The following is an 18,477-nucleotide window of genomic DNA, read 5'->3' on the forward strand; positions in this document are numbered from 1 at the left end:
TATGAAGGGTATCATTTTAGCAGGAGGGTCAGGAACGCGCTTACATCCCCTTACATTGGCCGTAAGCAAGCAGCTTATGCCCATTTACGACAAGCCGATGATATATTACCCATTGGCCACCCTTTTGTCCGCAGGTATTCAAGAAATTTTGATCATAACGACCCCACAGGATATTGGCCTTTTTCAAAAATTATTGGGAGACGGAAGCCAATTGGGCTGTGATTTTCAATATGCCGTACAAGAGAACCCGAACGGATTGGCAGAAGCTTTCATTATAGGAGCTGATTTTATAGGAAACGATAAAGTTGCCCTTATTTTAGGCGATAATATTTTTTATGGCTCTGGCCTTGCAAAGTTACTCCAGGCGAACAACGACCCTGATGGTGGTATTATTTATGGCTATCACGTACAAGACCCGAAGCGCTACGGTGTAGTGGAGTTTGATAAGGACGGAAAGGCAATTTCCATAGAGGAAAAACCCCAGAACCCTAAATCTAATTATGCGGTTCCAGGCATCTACTTCTACGATAATGAGGTATTGGAAATAGCAAAGCGCATTAAACCCAGCCCTAGGGGCGAATTGGAAATTACCGATATCAATAAAGAGTATCTCGCTAAGGAAAAATTGACGGTGAGTATCTTAGATCGCGGTACGGCCTGGTTAGATACCGGAACCTTCAGTTCCCTTATGCAGGCCTCGCAATTTGTTGAGGTAATTGAAGAGCGTCAGGGGCTAAAGGTGGGAGCCATTGAAGAGGTGGCCTATACGATGGGATATATTTCTCGGGAACAACTACATAAATTGGCCAAACCGCTGGTAAAAAGTGGTTACGGCAGCTATTTGTTAGAGTTATAATCGACGGAAAACCGCAATATGAAAATAACGGAAACCAGCTTAAAAGGCTGTTTTATAATACAACCGAGATTATTTAGAGATGAGAGAGGTCTCTTTTTTGAATCGTATCAACAGAAAAAATTCGAAAGCGCTATCGGGAAAGAAGTCCAATTTGTCCAAGATAATATCTCGGTATCGAAAAAAGGAGTACTTAGAGGACTTCATTTGCAGACAGGGCTTCATGCCCAGGCCAAATTGGTGCAGGTAGCCCATGGGGAAGTATTGGATGTGGTAGTCGACTTAAGGCCTGAAAGTCCTACTTTCGGACAGCATTTTAAGCAAATATTGTCAAGTGAAAATAGAACCTCTATTTTTATACCAAAAGGTATGGCCCATGGTTTTTTGACCTTGAGCGAAGAGGCCACCTTTATATATAAGTGCGATGCTTTTTACAACTTGGCTTCCGAAAGTGGTATAATCTATAATGATGAGGATTTAAAAATTGATTGGGAGGGCCCGGTAGAGTCGCCCATTATTTCTGAAAAAGACAAGTTACTTCCTACCTTTAAAGAATTTTTTCAATGAAGTCCGTACTCGTTACCGGGGCCAAGGGGCAGTTGGGGAAAAGTATTCAGAAAATCGCTTCTGACTACCCACAATTACACTTTACATTCGCTGATTCCAAAGATTTAGATATTACGGATCCAAAATCCATTGCGGAAAAACTTTCGAATAAGGCCTTTAGCCATTGTATCAATTGTGCTGCCTATACCAATGTAGAAAACTCTGAAAAAGAGCCTGAGAAGGCGTTTAAAGTCAATTCACAGGGCGTTAGGAACTTGGCGTTGCTTTGTCAAGAACAACAAACGGTACTGATCCATATTTCAACGGACTATGTTTTTGACGGGGAGAAAGGTTCTCCATACTTGGTGACCGATACAACGAATCCCATCAATGTCTATGGGGCATCTAAGTTGGAAGGGGAACAGCATATCCAAAATTTGATGAGCGCCTATTTTATTGTAAGAACGTCTTGGCTCTATTCGGAGTATGGAAAAAACTTCTATAAGACGATTCTTCAAAAAGCCAAAGAAGGAGCTGATCTTAGTGTGACCGATGAGCAGGTCGGTTGCCCGACCCATGCAGAAAATTTGGCCAGATATGTATTGGATTTAGTCGTAGAAGACCGTGAAACTTATGGCATTCACCATTTTACGGATGAAGAAAGTTTAAGTTGGTACGGTTTCGCACAAAAAATACTAAGTGAAAATAATCTGGCGGATAAGGTGCGGCTTGAGAAAGCGAAGAATTATCGTACTTTTGCTAGAAGGCCTAAGTATAGTGTCTTAAAAAAATAATAGAATAAATTTCCCAATATGTCTACCCCTACATTTTTTGCCCATGAAACCGCCGTTGTCGATGAAGGTTGTACCATTGGAGAAGGTACTAAAATATGGCACTTTTCCCACATCATGTCCGATTGCAAAATAGGGCAAAGGTGTAATATTGGGCAGAACGTCGTAGTCTCGCCCCAGGTAGTGCTCGGTAACAATGTTAAAGTTCAAAACAATGTATCGATATACACGGGCGTTATCTGTGAGGATGATGTTTTTCTAGGGCCATCCATGGTCTTTACGAATATCATCAATCCTAGAAGTGCCATTATCCGTCGCGATAGTTATCAGGAGACACTCGTAAAGGAAGGAGCTTCGGTCGGTGCCAACGCTACCATTGTCTGTGGCAATGCCTTAGGAAGGTTTTGTCTTATTGGTGCCGGTGCGGTAGTGACCAAGGAAGTACCCGATTATGCGCTTATTGTCGGAAACCCCGGGAGGCAGATAGGTTGGGTAAGCGAGTACGGCCACCGTCTAAAATTTAACGAGGACCATTTGGCCATATGCCCAGAAAGTGGACAAGAATACAAGTTGGAGGGCAATAGTGTAATACGAATAAAATAATACTAAATCATAGACCCTATATGAAAATCGATTTTGCCAACCTGACCAAGGCGTATGACGAACATAGCGCCGAATTTGAGCAGGTATCTTTAGATGTGATGTCATCGGCCAGGTATATTTTGGGCAAGGAAACGGAAGAGCTTGAAACATCTTTGCGAGAATATGTAAAAAGCGATTATGCTTTAGGGGTCTCATCGGGCACCGATGCGTTGTTATTAAGTATGATGGCATTGGGCATACGAGGAGGGGATGAAGTCATAACCACGCCTTTTACCTTTATAGCTACGGCCGAGACCATTGCCTGTTTGGGAGCAAAACCGGTTTTTGTCGATATAGATGAAGAAACCTTCAATATAGACGTTTCTCAAATCGAGAAAGCCATAACCGACAAGACCAAGGCTATTATGCCGGTATCGCTATATGGGCAAATGGCCGATATGGACGAAATCAACGCCATTGCTGCTAAACATAACTTGGTGGTGATCGAGGATGCCGCACAGAGCTTTGGGGCCCTTTACAAGGGAAAACGAAGTTGTTCGGCCTCAACCATTGGCTGTACCAGTTTCTTTCCCGCAAAACCATTGGGATGCTTTGGTGACGGGGGAGCGGTCTTTACACAAGACCGGGTGCTTTACGAGAAAATGAAAGCGATGCGCGTACACGGACAGGTAAAGCGCTATACCCACAAATATATCGGTATGGGCGGACGATTGGACAACCTTCAGGCCGCTATCCTGAACGTAAAGCTTCGACATTACGGGAAAGATATTGAAAGAAGGCAGCAGGTTGCCAAGCAATACACCGAATTGCTCAAGGGCCATGTATTGACACCGAGCATAAAAGAAGACCGAACTTCGGTCTGGGCACAGTATACCATTAGAATCAAAAACCGGGAAGAGCTCCAGTCTAAACTGAAGGAAGCTGGTATTCCTACCGCGGTACACTATCCGATACCCATGCATTTACAAGAATGTTTTGCTTATTTAGGACACAAAAAGGGTGATTTTCCCATTAGCGAGACTTGTGCTTCAGAGGTCATGAGCCTTCCCATGAATCCGTATTTAACCACCGACGAAATAGAATATATAACATCAAACATAATAAACTCTTTTAGATGAAAAACTTCGCACTAATTGGCGCAGCAGGCTATATAGCGCCCAGGCACATGAAAGCCATTAAGGATACAGGAAACAACTTACTTACGGCTTTCGATAAAGGCGATAGTGTGGGAGTAATCGATTCTTATTTTCCCAATGCGGACTTTTTCGTCGAATTCGAGCGTTTTGATCGCCATATAGAAAAGTTGAAATATGAAAAGGATACTTACTTAGACTATGTAAGTATCTGTTCGCCCAATTATCTTCATGATGCGCATATTCGGTTCGCATTGCGTAGTGGTGCCGATGCCATTTGTGAAAAACCCTTGGTACTCAACCCTTGGAATGTAGATAAGTTGCAGCATGTTGAGGAAAAGACGGGCAAGAAAATATACAACATTTTACAGTTAAGGGTACACCCCAGTATTATTGCCTTGAGGGAGAAAGTAAAGAACGCCAAGAAGGATACAAAATTTGAAGTAGACCTTACCTATCTTACCTCTAGGGGACACTGGTACCATACCTCATGGAAAGGAGACAAGACAAAGTCAGGGGGTATAGCTACCAACATAGGGGTGCATTTTTATGACATGCTCTCTTGGATATTCGGAGATGTACAGCAAAATATCGTACACGTGCACGAAAACGACCGTGCTGCGGGTTATTTGGAGTTCGAGAACGCCAGGGTAAAATGGTTTCTTTCGATCAGTTCAAAGTACTTGCCGAAAGAAATTAAGGAAAAAGGGCAGACCACCTTTAGGTCGATTACCATAAATGGCGAGGAATTGGAATTTAGCGGCGGTTTTACGGACCTTCACACCATGGTCTATAAAGATATACTTGATGGCAAAGGTTATGGCGTTGATGCCGCCAGAACAGCTATAGAAATCGTTCATGATATTCGAAACTCGAAGCCTGTGGGTTTGAAGGGGGAGTATCACAGTTTTTTGAAATAGTAAATAAATTTTATGAAAATAGTAGCCATAATTGGAGCGAGGCCCCAGTTTATCAAACATTTTCCATTTGAACTGGCCTGTAAGGGGAAGGTTGAACTGGTAACGATTCATACGGGGCAACATTATGATGCAAATATGAGTGAGGTTTTTTTCAATCAACTGAAAATGACCCAGCCCGATTATACGCTACATGTTGGAAGTGGTGCCCACGGTGAGCAAACGGGGAAGATGATGATCGAGATAGAAAAAATCATAGAAGAGACGAAGCCAAATGGGGTGGTTGTTTATGGCGATACCAATTCAACTCTAGCTGGTGCATTGGTGGCATCAAAAATGCATATTCCTTTGTTTCATATCGAAGCGGGTTTGAGAAGCTTTAATAAAAAAATGCCCGAAGAGGTGAATCGCGTGCTTACCGATCATATTTCAGACTTACTGTTCGTACCTAGTGCTATTTCTGTACAGAACCTTGAAAACGAAGGGGTTCGAAAAGGAGTACATGTAGTTGGGGATATAATGAAGGATTTAGTGCAATATGTAACCCAAAACGATTTATTGAGGGAGCATGTTCCAAAAGAAAGGAACTTTTATTATGCAACCATACATAGGCCCTATAACACCGATGAAAAAGATCGACTAAAACATGTGTTGGACGTTCTTGAACAACTGGATAAAAAAGTTGTTTTTTCACTTCATCCAAGAACGAAAAACTTGGCTTCCAGCTATGGTTTAAATCTAGAAGACTATACCAACATCAATTTTATAGAACCACAATCCTATTTCTCCAACCTGGGGTACCTTCAAAACTCGGATGGTCTTATTACAGATAGTGGGGGCATGCAAAAAGAAGCTTTTTGGCTCAAAAAGAAATGCGTGACCATACGAAAAGAGACAGAGTGGAGGGAAACCTTGGAAGACAACGCAAATGTTCTTGTATTTACGGATTTGTTGAAAATAAAAGAAGAATTGCAAAAACTCCCAAAAAAATGGGATGAAACCTTGTACGGTGATGGCGCTAGTGGATCAAAAATGATTGATAAGATTATTCAATTTTTGCAATAAACCGGAGTTTGACCAAGAAGTTCACAATCAAATCGGAGTTCGTTAGGAATGTACTTACACTGACATCTGGAACGGCGTTTGCTCAGTTAATACCATTACTACTAGCCCCATTTTTATCTAGAATTTATAACCCAGAGGAGTTTGGTAGATTGGCTTTATATTTGTCAATTGTTCAAGTTTTAGGAGTAGTATCAAGTGGTCGTTATGAGTTGGCAATAATGTTGCCTAAAAAGCAAAAAGAAGGAGTTCAGGTTACACTGCTTTCTATTATAATTACTTTTATATTTTCAACAGTTACTTTATTGGCTGTTCTTTTCTTTTCGAATGACATAGCCATTGCTCTTGGGGATCCAAAGTTGTCAGAGTGGCTTTATTTAGTTCCTCTTAGTGTTTTGTTAATGGGGTTGTTTAATGCTTTGAATTACTTCAACACGAGAAAGAAGAAGTTTAAAAATATTGCTAAGGCAAATATTTTTAAATCATTTGGAGGTAATTTAACACAACTTTTTCTGGGGCTTGCAAAATTTACAAGTGGAGGGCTAATCATTGGTCAAGTAGTGTCCCATCTTTTTGGGAATATTAAAATGGCAAAGACTTTTTTAAGATATAAGGAAGAAATTAGAAGTACTTCCAGATTAGATTTGAAAGTTTTGGCGAAGAGATATATTAATTTTCCTAAATTTTCAATGTGGGGTATTTTTCTTAATACACTGGCTATTAATGTAACCAACTTTTTTGTTTCTTGGTTCTATTCGATGGTGATATTAGGTCAATATGCCCATGCTTATAGATATTTAACGGTCCCCATCACTTTAATAGGCAAATCAATAGGTCAGGTTTATTTTCAAAAACTTTCTTCTCAACGTGGAAATGCCAAATCTATGGAGAAGATTTTTTTGGGTAGTTTAAAAAAAATAATTCTGATAGCTGTTATCGTTTTCTTGCCTGCGTATTTTTTTATAGAAGATTTTTTCCCAATTTTCTTTGGAGAAAAATGGGTCGTTGCGGGAGAATATGCCAAAATATTGACACCTTTGATGGGCGTTAGGTTTATTGTCTCAACATTGTCAATATCGCTAACAGTTATGGAAAAGCAAGACAAAGAATTATTGATGCACGTTGCCATCATTATAGGCACAGGCTTAATCTGGTTTTTTGCATATATCTATGAAATGAGCATTAAAAACGCCATTGAACTATATGCAATAGGTTTAAGTGTGGTTTACATTTTGATTCTAGGATATATCTATAGTTCGTTTAAACGAAACAGTTTAATAAGTGCATAGGTTTTATTGAAAATTTTATACAGTATGAAAAGTATCTTGTTTTTTTTTGTAAAGCTGATAGCCCCTGTTTTTTTTAAAAAGGAATATCTTAATGGAAAATATTTTAAAGATTCAAAAATTGGTTGGAGATGGGTTGCCCATGGTTTATTCAAACAGAAAATTCTAGGGTTCAACAAGTCCATACCCTGGCCCATGAACCATACTTCAACGCTTTCAAACTGGAGAAATATAGATTTCCATGTAGACGATTTGAATAATTTTCAATCACCAGGCTGCTATTTTCAAAATTTTTCGGCTAAAATTATTTTAGGAAAAGGCTGCTATATTGCTCCTAACGTTGGCCTCATAACAACGAACCACGATTTAAACGATTTAGACAAGCATCTAGAAGGTAAGGATATTGTTTTAGGTAAAAAGTGTTGGATAGGTATGAATTCTGTTCTTTTGCCGGGTGTCCACCTTGGAGATCATACCGTTGTAGGAGCGGGTTCTGTTGTTACAAAAAGCTTCCCTCAGGGACGTTTGGTCATAGCTGGGAACCCTGCGAAGATTATTAAATCAATTGAGTGAAAACCTAGCCCAAATTCCCTTAATGGGGTATTAAGGTAATTCAAGTCCTAATCCAAAAGTGCCTACTTCTAAAACCGTTCAATATGAAAATTGCTTATTTCGCCCAAATTAACCTTTATAAAAACAATGGGGTTATCAATAAAATCAAGAATCAAGTTGAAGCTTGGCAGTCAATGGGACATGAAGTAAAGCTAATTATAATGACAGGGGATAGTGAAGTAGACCTAGATAGCACCTCGTTTTCTTCATTGGCTAAAAGCGGCATGGTAAAATTATACAAGGTTAAGAGCCTAGGCTTGCTTCCTACGGATGTTATTGGTGATTGGTTAGGCTTACCTTCATCTTTTAAAAAAGCACGCAAGGTCCTTGATGATTATCATCCTGATGTAGTTTATGCTAGATACAGTATGTTTCAACCTTTTTACCGTAGGATTGGTGAAAAATTTAAGCTCATAGTTGAAATTAATACAGATTTTGCGTCGGAGTACTATCTGATACGAAAGGAAAACCTTAAAAGGTATCTTAGGTTTCTATATTTTAAGTGCACAGACTCTTTATTTTTAAAAAGTGTTTCGGGTGTAGTTGCTGTGACCACTGAAATCGCCCAAAAATATAAAGGTCTACCCGTGGCAGTGGTGCCGAACTCTCTAAAAGTATCTAATTATGAATTGAGTGAAGTTCCTGTCGGATCCAAAAAACCCAGTATTGTTTTTTTGGGCACCCCTGGCATGGCCTGGCATGGCATTGATATATTAAGGGATCTAGCGAAAGAGCTCCCTCTTGTTGATTTTAATCTAATAGGTTACAAGGAAGGGGATGTTAAAGATGTTTCCCCAAATGTAATTTTACACGGCTTTTTGGACAAGGAAGATTATATGAAAATTTTATTGAATTCATCGGCTGCTCTTGGCTCATTGGCCCTGTTTAGAAATAGAATGGAAGAAGCCTGCCCGCTTAAGGTAAGGGAGTATATAGCTTGTTGTCTACCGCTGATCCTGCCTTATAAGGATACGGCATTTGAAATTAATGGCTACCCGGAATGGGTTTTGAATGTTGATTTTCAGAATTATTCGATAGCCGAGAATGCGTCGAAAATAGAAAAGTTCTTAATGCAGTGTGCCACATTTGATATTAAGCAAGAAGATGTTCTACAATATATAGATGTGTCTTTTCTCGAGAAAAGAAGACTTGATTTTTTCTTAAAAACAAAATAGTAAAATATTGATTTTTTGCGTCATTACGCTCTTCGTCAAAGTAATTAATTAGAATAGACCTTCTTTTTGAAAACGGAACTTAAAAAATACTATACACCAGGATTAAGGAAGGGATTCGTTCGTTTATTCGTATTTCTGTATGTGCTATCCATATTTTTATTGGAGCGAACCTTAGTGCCCAATAGAATAGCCCTTGGGGGAATGCTGCTTTTTTCAATATTTGATTATGTTTCACAAAAAAGAGATGTTTCTTTTAAGGCATCCTCTTTTCTTCTGCAGTTTTTATTTGTTTTGCCGTTACTTTTTTTTCTTGTTAACTATTGTAGCGGCCAAGTAGTAGTTCTTAATATTATTGTTCCCTTATTTTTCTTCATATTTGGTTCAAAGAGTTTCTCCGAAAATAGAACGATTCACTTTTTGTACGAATCGTTGAATGTTATTATCGCAATTGTATTTGTATTATGCTTAGGGGATGTTATTTTGGACTTAAGCCATAATGTTCCTAAATATTGGTGGAATTTGTTTGTCCACCGGTCCTTGGTATCTGTTTTGAACCTTCACCCAAGTTATGTTTCAATGCTCGTTTTGGTTGCCATTAATGGAAATTTAGAGCGATTGTATAGGAGCATATTGGAGAATAAAGTTAGTGGGCTGTCATTAGCGGTATTTGCTTTGAACCTCACTTTTCTTGTGCTGTTATCATCTAAGATGGCATATTTAATTTTAGTTGTTTTATTCGTTCTATTTGTAGTTAGGCTAATTGTAGCGAATAAATTGAAATGGGTTGGAGGTATTTTATTTGTGTTTGTTGTTCTGATATCCGTGTTGTACCATACCTTACCGTCAATTAAAGATAGGATTACCGTAGATTATCGCACCTTTGCTTCTAAAAATTTTGTTTTAGACAATAACAGTCCCGCTTCTGAGCGAATTCATATTTGGCGTACCAGTATTACGCTTATTGAAGAGAACCCTTTTGGCCGTTTCTGTATGGACACCAAAGAACAAATATGGTCTCGACTTGATAAAACGAACAAGGAAGAATTAGTCGAAAAAAACGCACACAATAATTTTCTCGAGTTCGGTTTGCGATACGGAGTATTGGGGATAATTGTCTTGTTTTTATTCGTTCTAGTTTGTTTTTATTTCTTTATTAAATACAAAGATTTCCTTTTCTTGGGCGTACTTTTAATCTTTCTGTTATTTTCCCTGACCGAAAGCACCTTAGTTCGGGAAATGGGGGTAATATATATGGCATTTATTTTTCAACTGCATTTGTTGAATTTGAAAAAACCGGTTAGATGATTGAATTAGATAAGGTTTTCACTTTAGATGCTCTGGGATTGCTCTTGATGGGGGTATATTCCTGTTTCTTGTTTGCACTGTTTTTTGTTTTGCTAAAAAGAGAAAAACTTAATTCCCTTGTCGTTTGTATATTGGTTATGGCTTCTTTTTTGTGGCCCCTTTTTTTCTTCATTGTAAATGAGGTGGTAAATTTCAAATCAACCCCACCTGATAGCGTGGTATACGCAAGTATAATACAAGATTTTGGCACTTATTTCAATTTTTACTCGTTTGGTGTAAAAGGGTATTCTATCCTTAATTTCCTTCAGTATCAACTTTGTTTTAAAAGGCCCTTTGTTTTTGTTGTCTTTAACATTTTCTATTATCAGGTTGCCGTTCTATTTGTTTATAAGGCATTTAAGACCTTTCTTGTTTACCACAACAAAATAGTGGATAAGCGAAAGTTTTATGCTATACTTGTCGTTTTGTCTTCGTTTTATCCAATCACAGTCATTATTAATGCCAGTATTTTACGGGAGTCTATGGCTCTTATGTTCTTGGCTATATTTAGTTATTTGTTGATTAGATATATCGTAACCCAAAAAGGCACGATGCTAATGGCCCTTTTTGTTTTAACCCTTGTTTTTGTAACTAGGCCACTAACTGGGGTGTGTTCGGTAATCGCCCTTTTCTTGGGGTATTGTTATAAGAACAAACTCTATTCCTTAAAGAACTTTATTTGGTTGGCCGTAATAATTGTAATTGTGAATTTTAGTATAAAGACAGTGGTTTCAAATTTATACCAGTTGGACTTTAATATGGCTTGGCTTATATCTTATCGTGACGCTTCCAATGCAAGGTTTGGAACGGAAGGCTATTCTACGATGAACTGGTCAGGACCTTTTGACTACGTTAAGAATGTTATGTTTTTAGTTTTACAATATTTACTGTCTCCTCTACCTATTTTGGTTTCCCCAACGGTAACCATGAATAAATTAATTCCATTAATTGATTCATTCTATATTATTTTTGTGCTAATTACACCGATTCTGCTGTTTTATAAAAAATATATGAAGGGTTGGTTATTGCTGTTTTTGATTTTCTTAGTTGTTCCGGCTTTATTTGAAACAAATATTTCCGGAGCTTATAGACATAGAATTAGTGCTGTTTTTTTTCTGATTCCTCTTGTCTCTTACATTATGGTCAATATCAAATTAAATAAGCTCTATGTCAGAGACTAAAATTACAATCTTGGTATCAACGGTTGACGGTGGAATATTACGGAACGACACCCTTTTAAACATGCCTCTTTCAACTAGTTTGAATATGGTAATCGTAAATCAAATGATAAAGAACGATGTGCCGTTATCTATTCAGAGAGATCACTGTAAAATCATAAACAGTAAGACAAAAGGATTGTCCGTCAGTAGGAATTTGGCATTGAACGAGGTTAGGTCCGGGTATGCAATCGTAGCTGACGATGATGTGGTATATGTTGATGGATTTGAAGAAAGAATAAGACAGGCTTTTCAAAAGTTCAAAAAGCGAGCTATACTTACATTTAGGATCGAAACACCCGAGGGCGGATTTTTCAAGGATTATGCTAGTGAAGCTTTTGAGCATAATGCAAGGAGTCTTCTAAAGGTTTCGTCGATTGATATGGTGTTGAATGTTAGTGAGTTGAATTCTGACGTAAAATTTGATGAACAGTTCGGTCTGGGTGCCAAGTATAATACGGGTGAGAACAATATCTTTCTTTTCGACGCTCATAGAAAAGGACTGCTAATGGGGTATGTTCCCGAAACAATCGTAATTCACCCTTTTGAAAATTCCGGACGAGTGCTAAATGCAGGACACCTTTTTGCAAAGGGAGCGGTATTTAGAAGGATGTTTGGTTTAAAAGGATTAGCGATAATTATTGTTTTTTGTATTAAGAAAAGAAAAGAAATGAAGGATTCTGGGCTCAACTTTATGAATGGTATTTCTTCAGGAATTAAAGGCTTTTTTAAATATAGAAATAAATGAATAAGTTCGAGAAGGTCGTTTACAATACGGTTAAGAAATTTCCATTTTTGAAATCATTTGTTCGTGATGTCTATCAGGGCATAATGGTTATGGTCTCTCCTCCTAAAAGCAAGAAAGTAACAGACAATAATGTTATTGAGCGAGAAGGCTTTTTTTTTGGATTTCATGATAAAATTCCATGGTCTTATGACAATTCTAAGCTTTTGGCACACCGAATCAAAAATGTAAATTCAATCAATAGTGAAGGGGAAATTGAAATTGGGTATTTCCATGAAGATTTAGAAACGTTCGAGCCATTAGGGGTAACCTCATCTTGGAATTGGCAACAGGGAAGTATGTTGCAGTGGGTAAATAGTGAAGAGATTATTTTTAATGTTTGGGACGGAAAGGGCAATGGAGCTAGAATAATTGATTTGACGGGAAAGGTTATCAGAAACCTTAACTATCCGGTTAGCGTAGTTTCCAATTGTGGACAGTTTGCCCTTTCATTTTCATTCAATCGACTTGGTGTTGGAATGCCGGGATATGGGTATGAACATGTAGACAGGGGTGAAGACGTTTCTATTCAGGAACCTGAGGATAGTGGAATCTACCTTTATGATTACAAAGGGGACACCTTTAAGATGTTATTTTCTGTAAAGACTATTGCCAATTATAAGAGGGAAGAATCAATGGATGGGGCGTATCACTTTTTGACCCACACACAATTTTCACCAGATTCAAAAAGATTTTTATTTCTACATAGGTGGCAAGAAGGTTCTAGTAAAAGGGTTAATACCAGGCTACTGACAAGTGATTTGGAAGGGAAAGACCTTTATCTCCTCAATAGCAATGGGATGGTCTCTCACTTAACGTGGTTTGGGGGGAATAAGATTTTAGCCTATGCTTCAACAAAAAAATATGGTGATGCTTACACTATTTTTACGGATAAGTCGGAAGATGTTGCGATTCTAAATCCTGATGAATTTAACTCAGATGGTCACCCTCAGTTTTGTAATAATAACGGGTTGATAGTATCTGACACCTATCCTAACAGGTCCAGGATGCAACAATTATTTCTCTTGGATGTCGCTGAGCAAGAGAAAAAAGTGTTAGGCTCCTTTTTTTCGCCATTAAAATATAAGGAAACCTACAGGTGTGATTTGCATCCAAGATGGGATAGATTGGGGAATATGATCTGTTTTGATTCTGTCCATACCGGTGTAAGGTCAATTTGTGTGATGAAGCTGAAGGGGGAATAATTAATTTTTTTTAATGGTTAGTATAATAACACCCGTCTATAACTCAGAAAAGTATATTACTCATTGTATTGAGTCTGTACTCGCCCAAACCTACGGTAATTGGGAGCATATTCTTGTTGATGACTGTTCTACAGATAAGAGTATTGCAATAATATCTGAGTATGCGAAAAACGACACACGAATTCGTCTTTTGCAATTAGAGAGTAATAGTGGTGCGGGTATAGCAAGAAATACGGCCATAGAAGCCGCCAAAGGGCGTTATATAGCCTTTTTGGACAGTGATGATGCTTGGCTTCCCCAAAAGTTAAAGACGCAAGTATCCTTTATGCAGGATAACAACTATTATTTTACGTATACGGCCTATGACAAAATGAATGAATTGGGTGAATCTCTGAATCAACCTGTAAATGTAAAATCTAAAACCACCTACCGTTCTGCTTTATTCAAAAACCCTATTGGCTGTTTGACCGCAATGTATGATGTAGATTTTTTTGGGAAACAATATATGCCGGAGATTCGTAAGCGCCAAGATTATGCACTTTGGCTGAAATTATTGAAGAAAACCGACGCCTATGGCTTAGACAAGATATTATCTACTTACAGAATAGGCAATGAATCAATATCTTCCAATAAGTTTAAATTGATTAAATATGAATGGCGAATTTACCGAGAAGTAGAAGGCTTATCCCTCTTACAATCTATATTTTATACCGTTTCCGCAATCATTTTAAAATTGAAAAGCTACATTTGGTAGTTCAAAATTATTAAGAAATGCCTAGGCCTTCCATTTTAAATTCTGTAGAACGAAAGTTTATACTGTTTGTAGGTGACTTAATTATTATTTTGGCATCGTTGAATGTACTTGTCAATAATGCTATTGATGCCAAGTATATCCTAATGGGCATTAAAGTAATTGTTTTTTCATTCGGAATAACTAGTTACTTGGTATTAGCGTATATTCTAGAATTTTATAATCTTGAGAAAGTATCGAATCGCAAGAAGGTTTTTTCGCAATCGCTCTATATAAGCGGATTATATGTTTTGGCGGTCTTCCTCTTCTTGGTCATCGTTTACGATGTCAGTTTTTGGCGAATGCCCTTATTGTATTTTTTGGTACTTACCCCTATAGAAATCGGTCTTTGGCGATTGTTCTTTAGAAATATATTTAGCGTGATTCCCGTTACTAAGAATGTGCTTTATATCTACGACGGGCATGCAATGGGCACGGTAAAGGACGACATCGGATTAATCAACGGGGACGAGATGAAGACCTTTTACAAGGTTAAGCTGACCTACCCCTTAGATGACGCCAATTACTTTAATAAGCCATCGTTTATTTCGGCAGCCGATAAAATTGATGCCTACATTATAAACCTCCGAAGCTATGACGACTTGCCCAAAGATTTAGAGAAAATGCTCTTAAGGGCTATTTTGTTGGGAAGGGAAGTGGTAACATTTACTTCGTTCTACGAGAATACTTACGAAGCTTTGCCCATTAGATCTCGAAATGATAGCTTTTACGAGATATTGCAGTTGAGAAATCGAAAAATACGATACCTAGGTAGAATCTTTACCTTCAGTGTAAATTTTATACTCTCTATTGTAGTGGGGCTCATTTGTGTCTTTTGTATCCCCATAGTTTGGTTCTTAAACCTTTTTTTCAATAAGGGCCCCTTATTTTACACCCAAAAGCGGGTCGGCTTACACGGTAAGGAATTCAAGATATATAAGTTCAGGTCAATGGTCGTCGATGCCGAGAAAAGTGGTGCGGCCATGGCCAAGGCCAATGATGCGCGAATTACCCCCTTTGGTAAAATATTGAGGTTGTTCCGAATTGACGAGTTGCCACAGATTATTTCCATAATCAATGGCGATATGCAATTTATCGGCCCGAGACCCGAGCGTAAGGTGTTTGTAGACCAATTGAACGAAATGATACCTTATTACGGGGTTCGGCACTTGATCAAACCGGGAATTACCGGATGGGCCCAAGTAAAATATAAATACGGGGAAAACCTTGAAGACTCGATCCGTAAGCTTGAGTACGACCTGTATTATGTCAAGAACAAATCCATAACACTCGATTTTCGAATATTGTTCAAAACCGTGACCACAGTTCTGTTTTCCAGGGGCGTTTAACCTGGTGATTCCTAGGGCTGCCATTGCTGGGTTCCATAGAGCTGGCACAACAAATGAATATTTTGTGCATTTTAGTGCTAATTCCACTTCAAAACGTATTTTTGCGCAAACCTTAGAACATGAATATTCTTATTTTAGGTGCCGGAGGTCGTGAGCACACCTTGGCATGGAAGCTTAGCCAAAGTTCCAAATTGAACCATCTTTTTGTCGCACCCGGAAACGCCGGTACACGCGAAGTCGCTACCAACCTGCCAATTGGGGTAAACGATTTTGAGGCCATTAAGGAAGCGGTCTTGGAAAATGATATCGATTTGGTCGTGGTCGGCCCCGAAGACCCGTTGGTAAACGGGGTTCATGATTTCTTTTTAAACGATGCCGCTATTCGGCATATACCGGTTATCGGTCCGCAAAAGGCCGGTGCCGAACTTGAAGGCAGTAAAGAGTTCGCCAAAAAATTCATGATGCGCCATAACATACCTACGGCGGCCTACCAAAGCTTTACTTCTGAAACCTTACAACAAGGGTATGATTTTCTCGAAACCCTACAAGCGCCATATGTGTTAAAGGCAGATGGATTGGCAGCAGGTAAAGGGGTTGTCATTCTTGAAGATATCGAAGAGGCCAAGAAAGAACTAAAAACCATGCTTGTCGATGCTAAATTCGGCGCTGCAAGCACTACAGTGGTCATTGAAGAATTTTTATCGGGTATCGAACTTAGCGTTTTTGTATTGACCGATGGCGAAGGGTACAAGGTTTTGCCCACGGCCAAAGACTACAAACGCATAGGTGAAGGCGATACCGGATTGAATACAGGCGGTATGGGGGCCATATCCCCCGTCCCTTTCGCAGATGACAGCTTTATGGGTAAGATACACGAGCGTATCGTAAAACCGACCGTAGAGGGGCTTAAAAAGGATAATTTGCCTTATAAGGGCTTTATCTTTATCGGTCTGATCAAGGTGGGCGAGGACCCAAAGGTTATCGAGTACAATGTTCGTATGGGAGACCCCGAGACCGAAGTTGTAATCCCACGTATCAAAAATGACCTAGTTGACGTTTTGGAAGCCGTGGCCCAAGGAAGGCTCAATGAAATAGATTTAGAGCTCGATCCGCGTACGGCATCGACCGTAATGTTGGTTTCGGGCGGTTATCCCGAAGCATATACCAAGGGAATAGAGATCAAAGGCTTTGAAGGGGTAGAGGATTCATTGGTCTTTCATGCAGGTACACAATTGAAAGACGGCAAGGTGGTTACCAGTGGGGGTAGGGTAATGGCGATTACTTCCTATGGCAACGATTTTAAGGAAGCCTTGGCTACATCCTACAAGAACATCGAAAAAATCAAGTTCGATAAGATGAATTATAGAAAAGACATTGGGTTCGATCTTTAAGAAAGAATCCAATGTCTTTAAAATCCTTAGCTAATAAGGTACTAGGATTTATAGGTATGAATGGGAAGAAATCGATTTGTCTTCTTCATCATTGTCACTGTATTGTTTCAATTGCAGCATCCAATAAACAAATGCGGCAAAACAAATGGCCATAAGGATCCAATTCAATGTATTGGCGCCCCACCAGCTGTGCATGTGACGCAATTGATCAAGTGGCCAAAACAAGTGGTTTACGAACAAATCTTCTATTCCTTTAAAAAATGATGTCATCTTAGCTATATTTACGTGTGCAAAAGTATAAAAAAGCTGAGAAACTTTCTAAATTTTAATCGTTGCTATCGGGCAGCTCCCTCTTTTACCTGTCGTTGGTCGTAGTGTTTAAGAGGTATTTCGGAAAGTTTTGGGGTAAGCTCGTACCGGCAATATTCAGGCCGTCTCATTTATAAATAGATAGTTTTCAGATGATATCAATCATTTTTGGCAAGACAAAGCCAATAAATTTTATAATCGTTTATTCGTTTCTTTTTGTTTTCTATTGGTTCGCCCATTACTATCTTTTCCAAAGAGTTTACGAACCCTTTGACCTGATATGGCATGTTTTTATTTTAGCGGTACTGTTTTTCAGTGTTTTTCTCGTCAATTTTATAGTGAAGCGAAACAAGGTTACCGGGCTAAACTCCTATGCCATCCTTTTCTACGGTCTTTTGGTCGTTATTTTTCCTGAGACCCTGATCGATTCCAATGCGGTCTTCTGTAGTTTTTTTCTTTTACTGGCCACACGTAGGCTTATTAGCTTGCGTTCCCTGAAAAATATAAAGTTTAAGATTTTTGATGCCACCATTTGGATCCTGGCGGCCAGCCTTTTTTATGATTGGGCCTTGTTGTACATGATCCTCGTTTTTGCCGCCATCTATTTTTATGAACCGAAAAATTTCAGGAACTGGCTTGTGCCCTTGGCCGGGGTTTTTACCGTGGTTATGATAACCGAATGCGTGCTTGTGCTGGCCAATAATCAACAATTTTTTGTGGATCATTATACGTTTCAGGCTTCATTTGATGTAAATTATTTTTCCTATTGGGGGCATAGTTCCAAGTTGATACTTTTCGCCTTGGCTACCTTTGTTGCGGGGCTACTGGCTTTTTTAAAACTGGGAAAGGCGGGCTTTGGCAAGGTGGTTACCATGCGTTTAATAGCTTTCTCCTTTGTTATAGGCCTTGTACTGAACGTATTTATGTTGACCGATAACGTGTATCCGGTGATGATCACCTTTTTTCCATCCGTAGTGTTCATGACCAAATATGTCGAGTCGCTCAGAAAGGCGAGCATGCGCGAAATCGTACTTATGGCCGCCGTAGTAATTCCTTTTTTGGTATTGGCAACGGGCATTGCCATCAAATAATTTATGAATAACTTTGCCT

The 18,477-nt window shown here is 38.9% G+C and carries 19 protein-coding genes; 18 read left to right on the forward strand and 1 reads right to left on the reverse strand.

Annotated elements, in window-relative coordinates; all coding sequences use genetic code 11:
- Position 1 precedes the first annotated feature (1 nt).
- The 17 genes from rfbA (at position 2) to purD (ending at position 17,058) form a co-directional block, all read left to right on the forward strand.
- Positions 2-856: a glucose-1-phosphate thymidylyltransferase RfbA gene (gene rfbA / locus B4Q04_RS03790; RefSeq protein ID WP_013993096.1), complete on the forward strand. Its 855-nt coding sequence runs from the start codon at positions 2-4 to the stop codon at positions 854-856.
- Between the two features lie 18 nt (positions 857-874).
- Positions 875-1,420, forward strand: coding sequence for a dTDP-4-dehydrorhamnose 3,5-epimerase (rfbC, locus tag B4Q04_RS03795; protein ID WP_088696036.1), 546 nt, complete (start codon positions 875-877; stop codon positions 1,418-1,420).
- Entirely contained in the window at positions 1,417-2,193 is a 777-nt protein-coding gene (gene rfbD, locus B4Q04_RS03800) for a dTDP-4-dehydrorhamnose reductase (protein ID WP_013993098.1), read from the forward strand. The genes rfbC and rfbD overlap by 4 nt, the downstream gene beginning before the upstream one ends.
- Positions 2,194-2,211: 18 nt before the next feature.
- Entirely contained in the window at positions 2,212-2,793 is a 582-nt protein-coding gene (locus B4Q04_RS03805) for an acyltransferase (RefSeq protein WP_088696037.1), read from the forward strand.
- Between the two features lie 20 nt (positions 2,794-2,813).
- Positions 2,814-3,911, forward strand: a complete 1,098-nt coding sequence (locus tag B4Q04_RS03810; RefSeq protein ID WP_088696038.1) for a DegT/DnrJ/EryC1/StrS family aminotransferase — start codon at positions 2,814-2,816, stop codon at positions 3,909-3,911.
- A complete protein-coding gene (locus B4Q04_RS03815; protein ID WP_088696039.1) occupies positions 3,908-4,846 on the forward strand; it encodes a Gfo/Idh/MocA family protein in 939 nt (312 codons plus the stop codon). Before B4Q04_RS03810 ends, B4Q04_RS03815 begins: the two co-directional genes overlap by 4 nt.
- Before the next feature lie 12 nt (positions 4,847-4,858).
- On the forward strand, positions 4,859-5,908 hold the full coding sequence (gene wecB, locus B4Q04_RS03820; RefSeq protein ID WP_013993102.1) for a non-hydrolyzing UDP-N-acetylglucosamine 2-epimerase: 1,050 nt from the start codon (positions 4,859-4,861) through the stop codon (positions 5,906-5,908).
- 8 nt (positions 5,909-5,916) lie between these two features.
- Positions 5,917-7,194 (forward strand): lipopolysaccharide biosynthesis protein, encoded by a 1,278-nt coding sequence (locus B4Q04_RS03825; RefSeq protein ID WP_161496037.1) that lies wholly within the window; start codon positions 5,917-5,919, stop codon positions 7,192-7,194.
- Between the two features lie 24 nt (positions 7,195-7,218).
- On the forward strand, positions 7,219-7,764 hold the full coding sequence (locus tag B4Q04_RS03830) for an acyltransferase (RefSeq protein WP_088696041.1): 546 nt from the start codon (positions 7,219-7,221) through the stop codon (positions 7,762-7,764).
- A gap of 83 nt (positions 7,765-7,847) precedes the next feature.
- Complete coding sequence (locus B4Q04_RS03835; RefSeq protein ID WP_088696042.1) at positions 7,848-8,978, forward strand: glycosyltransferase; 1,131 nt, start codon at positions 7,848-7,850, stop codon at positions 8,976-8,978.
- 66 nt (positions 8,979-9,044) lie between these two features.
- Positions 9,045-10,283 (forward strand): O-antigen ligase family protein, encoded by a 1,239-nt coding sequence (locus B4Q04_RS03840; RefSeq protein WP_013993107.1) that lies wholly within the window; start codon positions 9,045-9,047, stop codon positions 10,281-10,283.
- On the forward strand, positions 10,280-11,503 hold the full coding sequence (locus B4Q04_RS03845) for a hypothetical protein (RefSeq protein WP_088696043.1): 1,224 nt from the start codon (positions 10,280-10,282) through the stop codon (positions 11,501-11,503). Before B4Q04_RS03840 ends, B4Q04_RS03845 begins: the two co-directional genes overlap by 4 nt.
- Positions 11,490-12,287 (forward strand): glycosyltransferase, encoded by a 798-nt coding sequence (locus B4Q04_RS03850; RefSeq protein WP_013993109.1) that lies wholly within the window; start codon positions 11,490-11,492, stop codon positions 12,285-12,287. Before B4Q04_RS03845 ends, B4Q04_RS03850 begins: the two co-directional genes overlap by 14 nt.
- Positions 12,284-13,528, forward strand: coding sequence for a hypothetical protein (locus B4Q04_RS03855; RefSeq protein WP_013993110.1), 1,245 nt, complete (start codon positions 12,284-12,286; stop codon positions 13,526-13,528). Before B4Q04_RS03850 ends, B4Q04_RS03855 begins: the two co-directional genes overlap by 4 nt.
- 13 nt (positions 13,529-13,541) lie before the next feature.
- The gene (locus B4Q04_RS03860; RefSeq protein WP_013993111.1) at positions 13,542-14,282 is read left to right on the forward strand and encodes a glycosyltransferase family 2 protein; all 741 of its coding nucleotides are present in this window, start codon (positions 13,542-13,544) and stop codon (positions 14,280-14,282) included.
- 17 nt (positions 14,283-14,299) lie between these two features.
- Positions 14,300-15,667 (forward strand): sugar transferase, encoded by a 1,368-nt coding sequence (locus B4Q04_RS03865; RefSeq protein ID WP_088696044.1) that lies wholly within the window; start codon positions 14,300-14,302, stop codon positions 15,665-15,667.
- A 119-nt stretch (positions 15,668-15,786) separates the two neighbouring features.
- Positions 15,787-17,058 carry a phosphoribosylamine--glycine ligase gene (gene purD / locus B4Q04_RS03870; protein ID WP_088696045.1) on the forward strand — a complete coding sequence of 424 codons (1,272 nt, stop codon included), beginning with the start codon at positions 15,787-15,789 and terminating at the stop codon, positions 17,056-17,058.
- Between the two features lie 48 nt (positions 17,059-17,106).
- Here the strand turns inward: purD and B4Q04_RS03875 are convergent, their stop codons facing one another.
- Positions 17,107-17,328 carry a DUF6341 family protein gene (locus tag B4Q04_RS03875; protein WP_013993114.1) on the reverse strand — a complete coding sequence of 74 codons (222 nt, stop codon included), beginning with the start codon at positions 17,326-17,328 and terminating at the stop codon, positions 17,107-17,109.
- A gap of 191 nt (positions 17,329-17,519) precedes the next feature.
- On the opposite strand from B4Q04_RS03875, the gene B4Q04_RS03880 reads away from it, so the two are divergent.
- Complete coding sequence (locus tag B4Q04_RS03880; protein ID WP_088696046.1) at positions 17,520-18,458, forward strand: hypothetical protein; 939 nt, start codon at positions 17,520-17,522, stop codon at positions 18,456-18,458.
- Positions 18,459-18,477 lie beyond the last annotated feature (19 nt).

The sequence above is a fragment of the Zobellia sp. OII3 genome (genome assembly GCF_002211465.1).
Classification (GTDB): domain Bacteria; phylum Bacteroidota; class Bacteroidia; order Flavobacteriales; family Flavobacteriaceae; genus Zobellia; species Zobellia galactanivorans.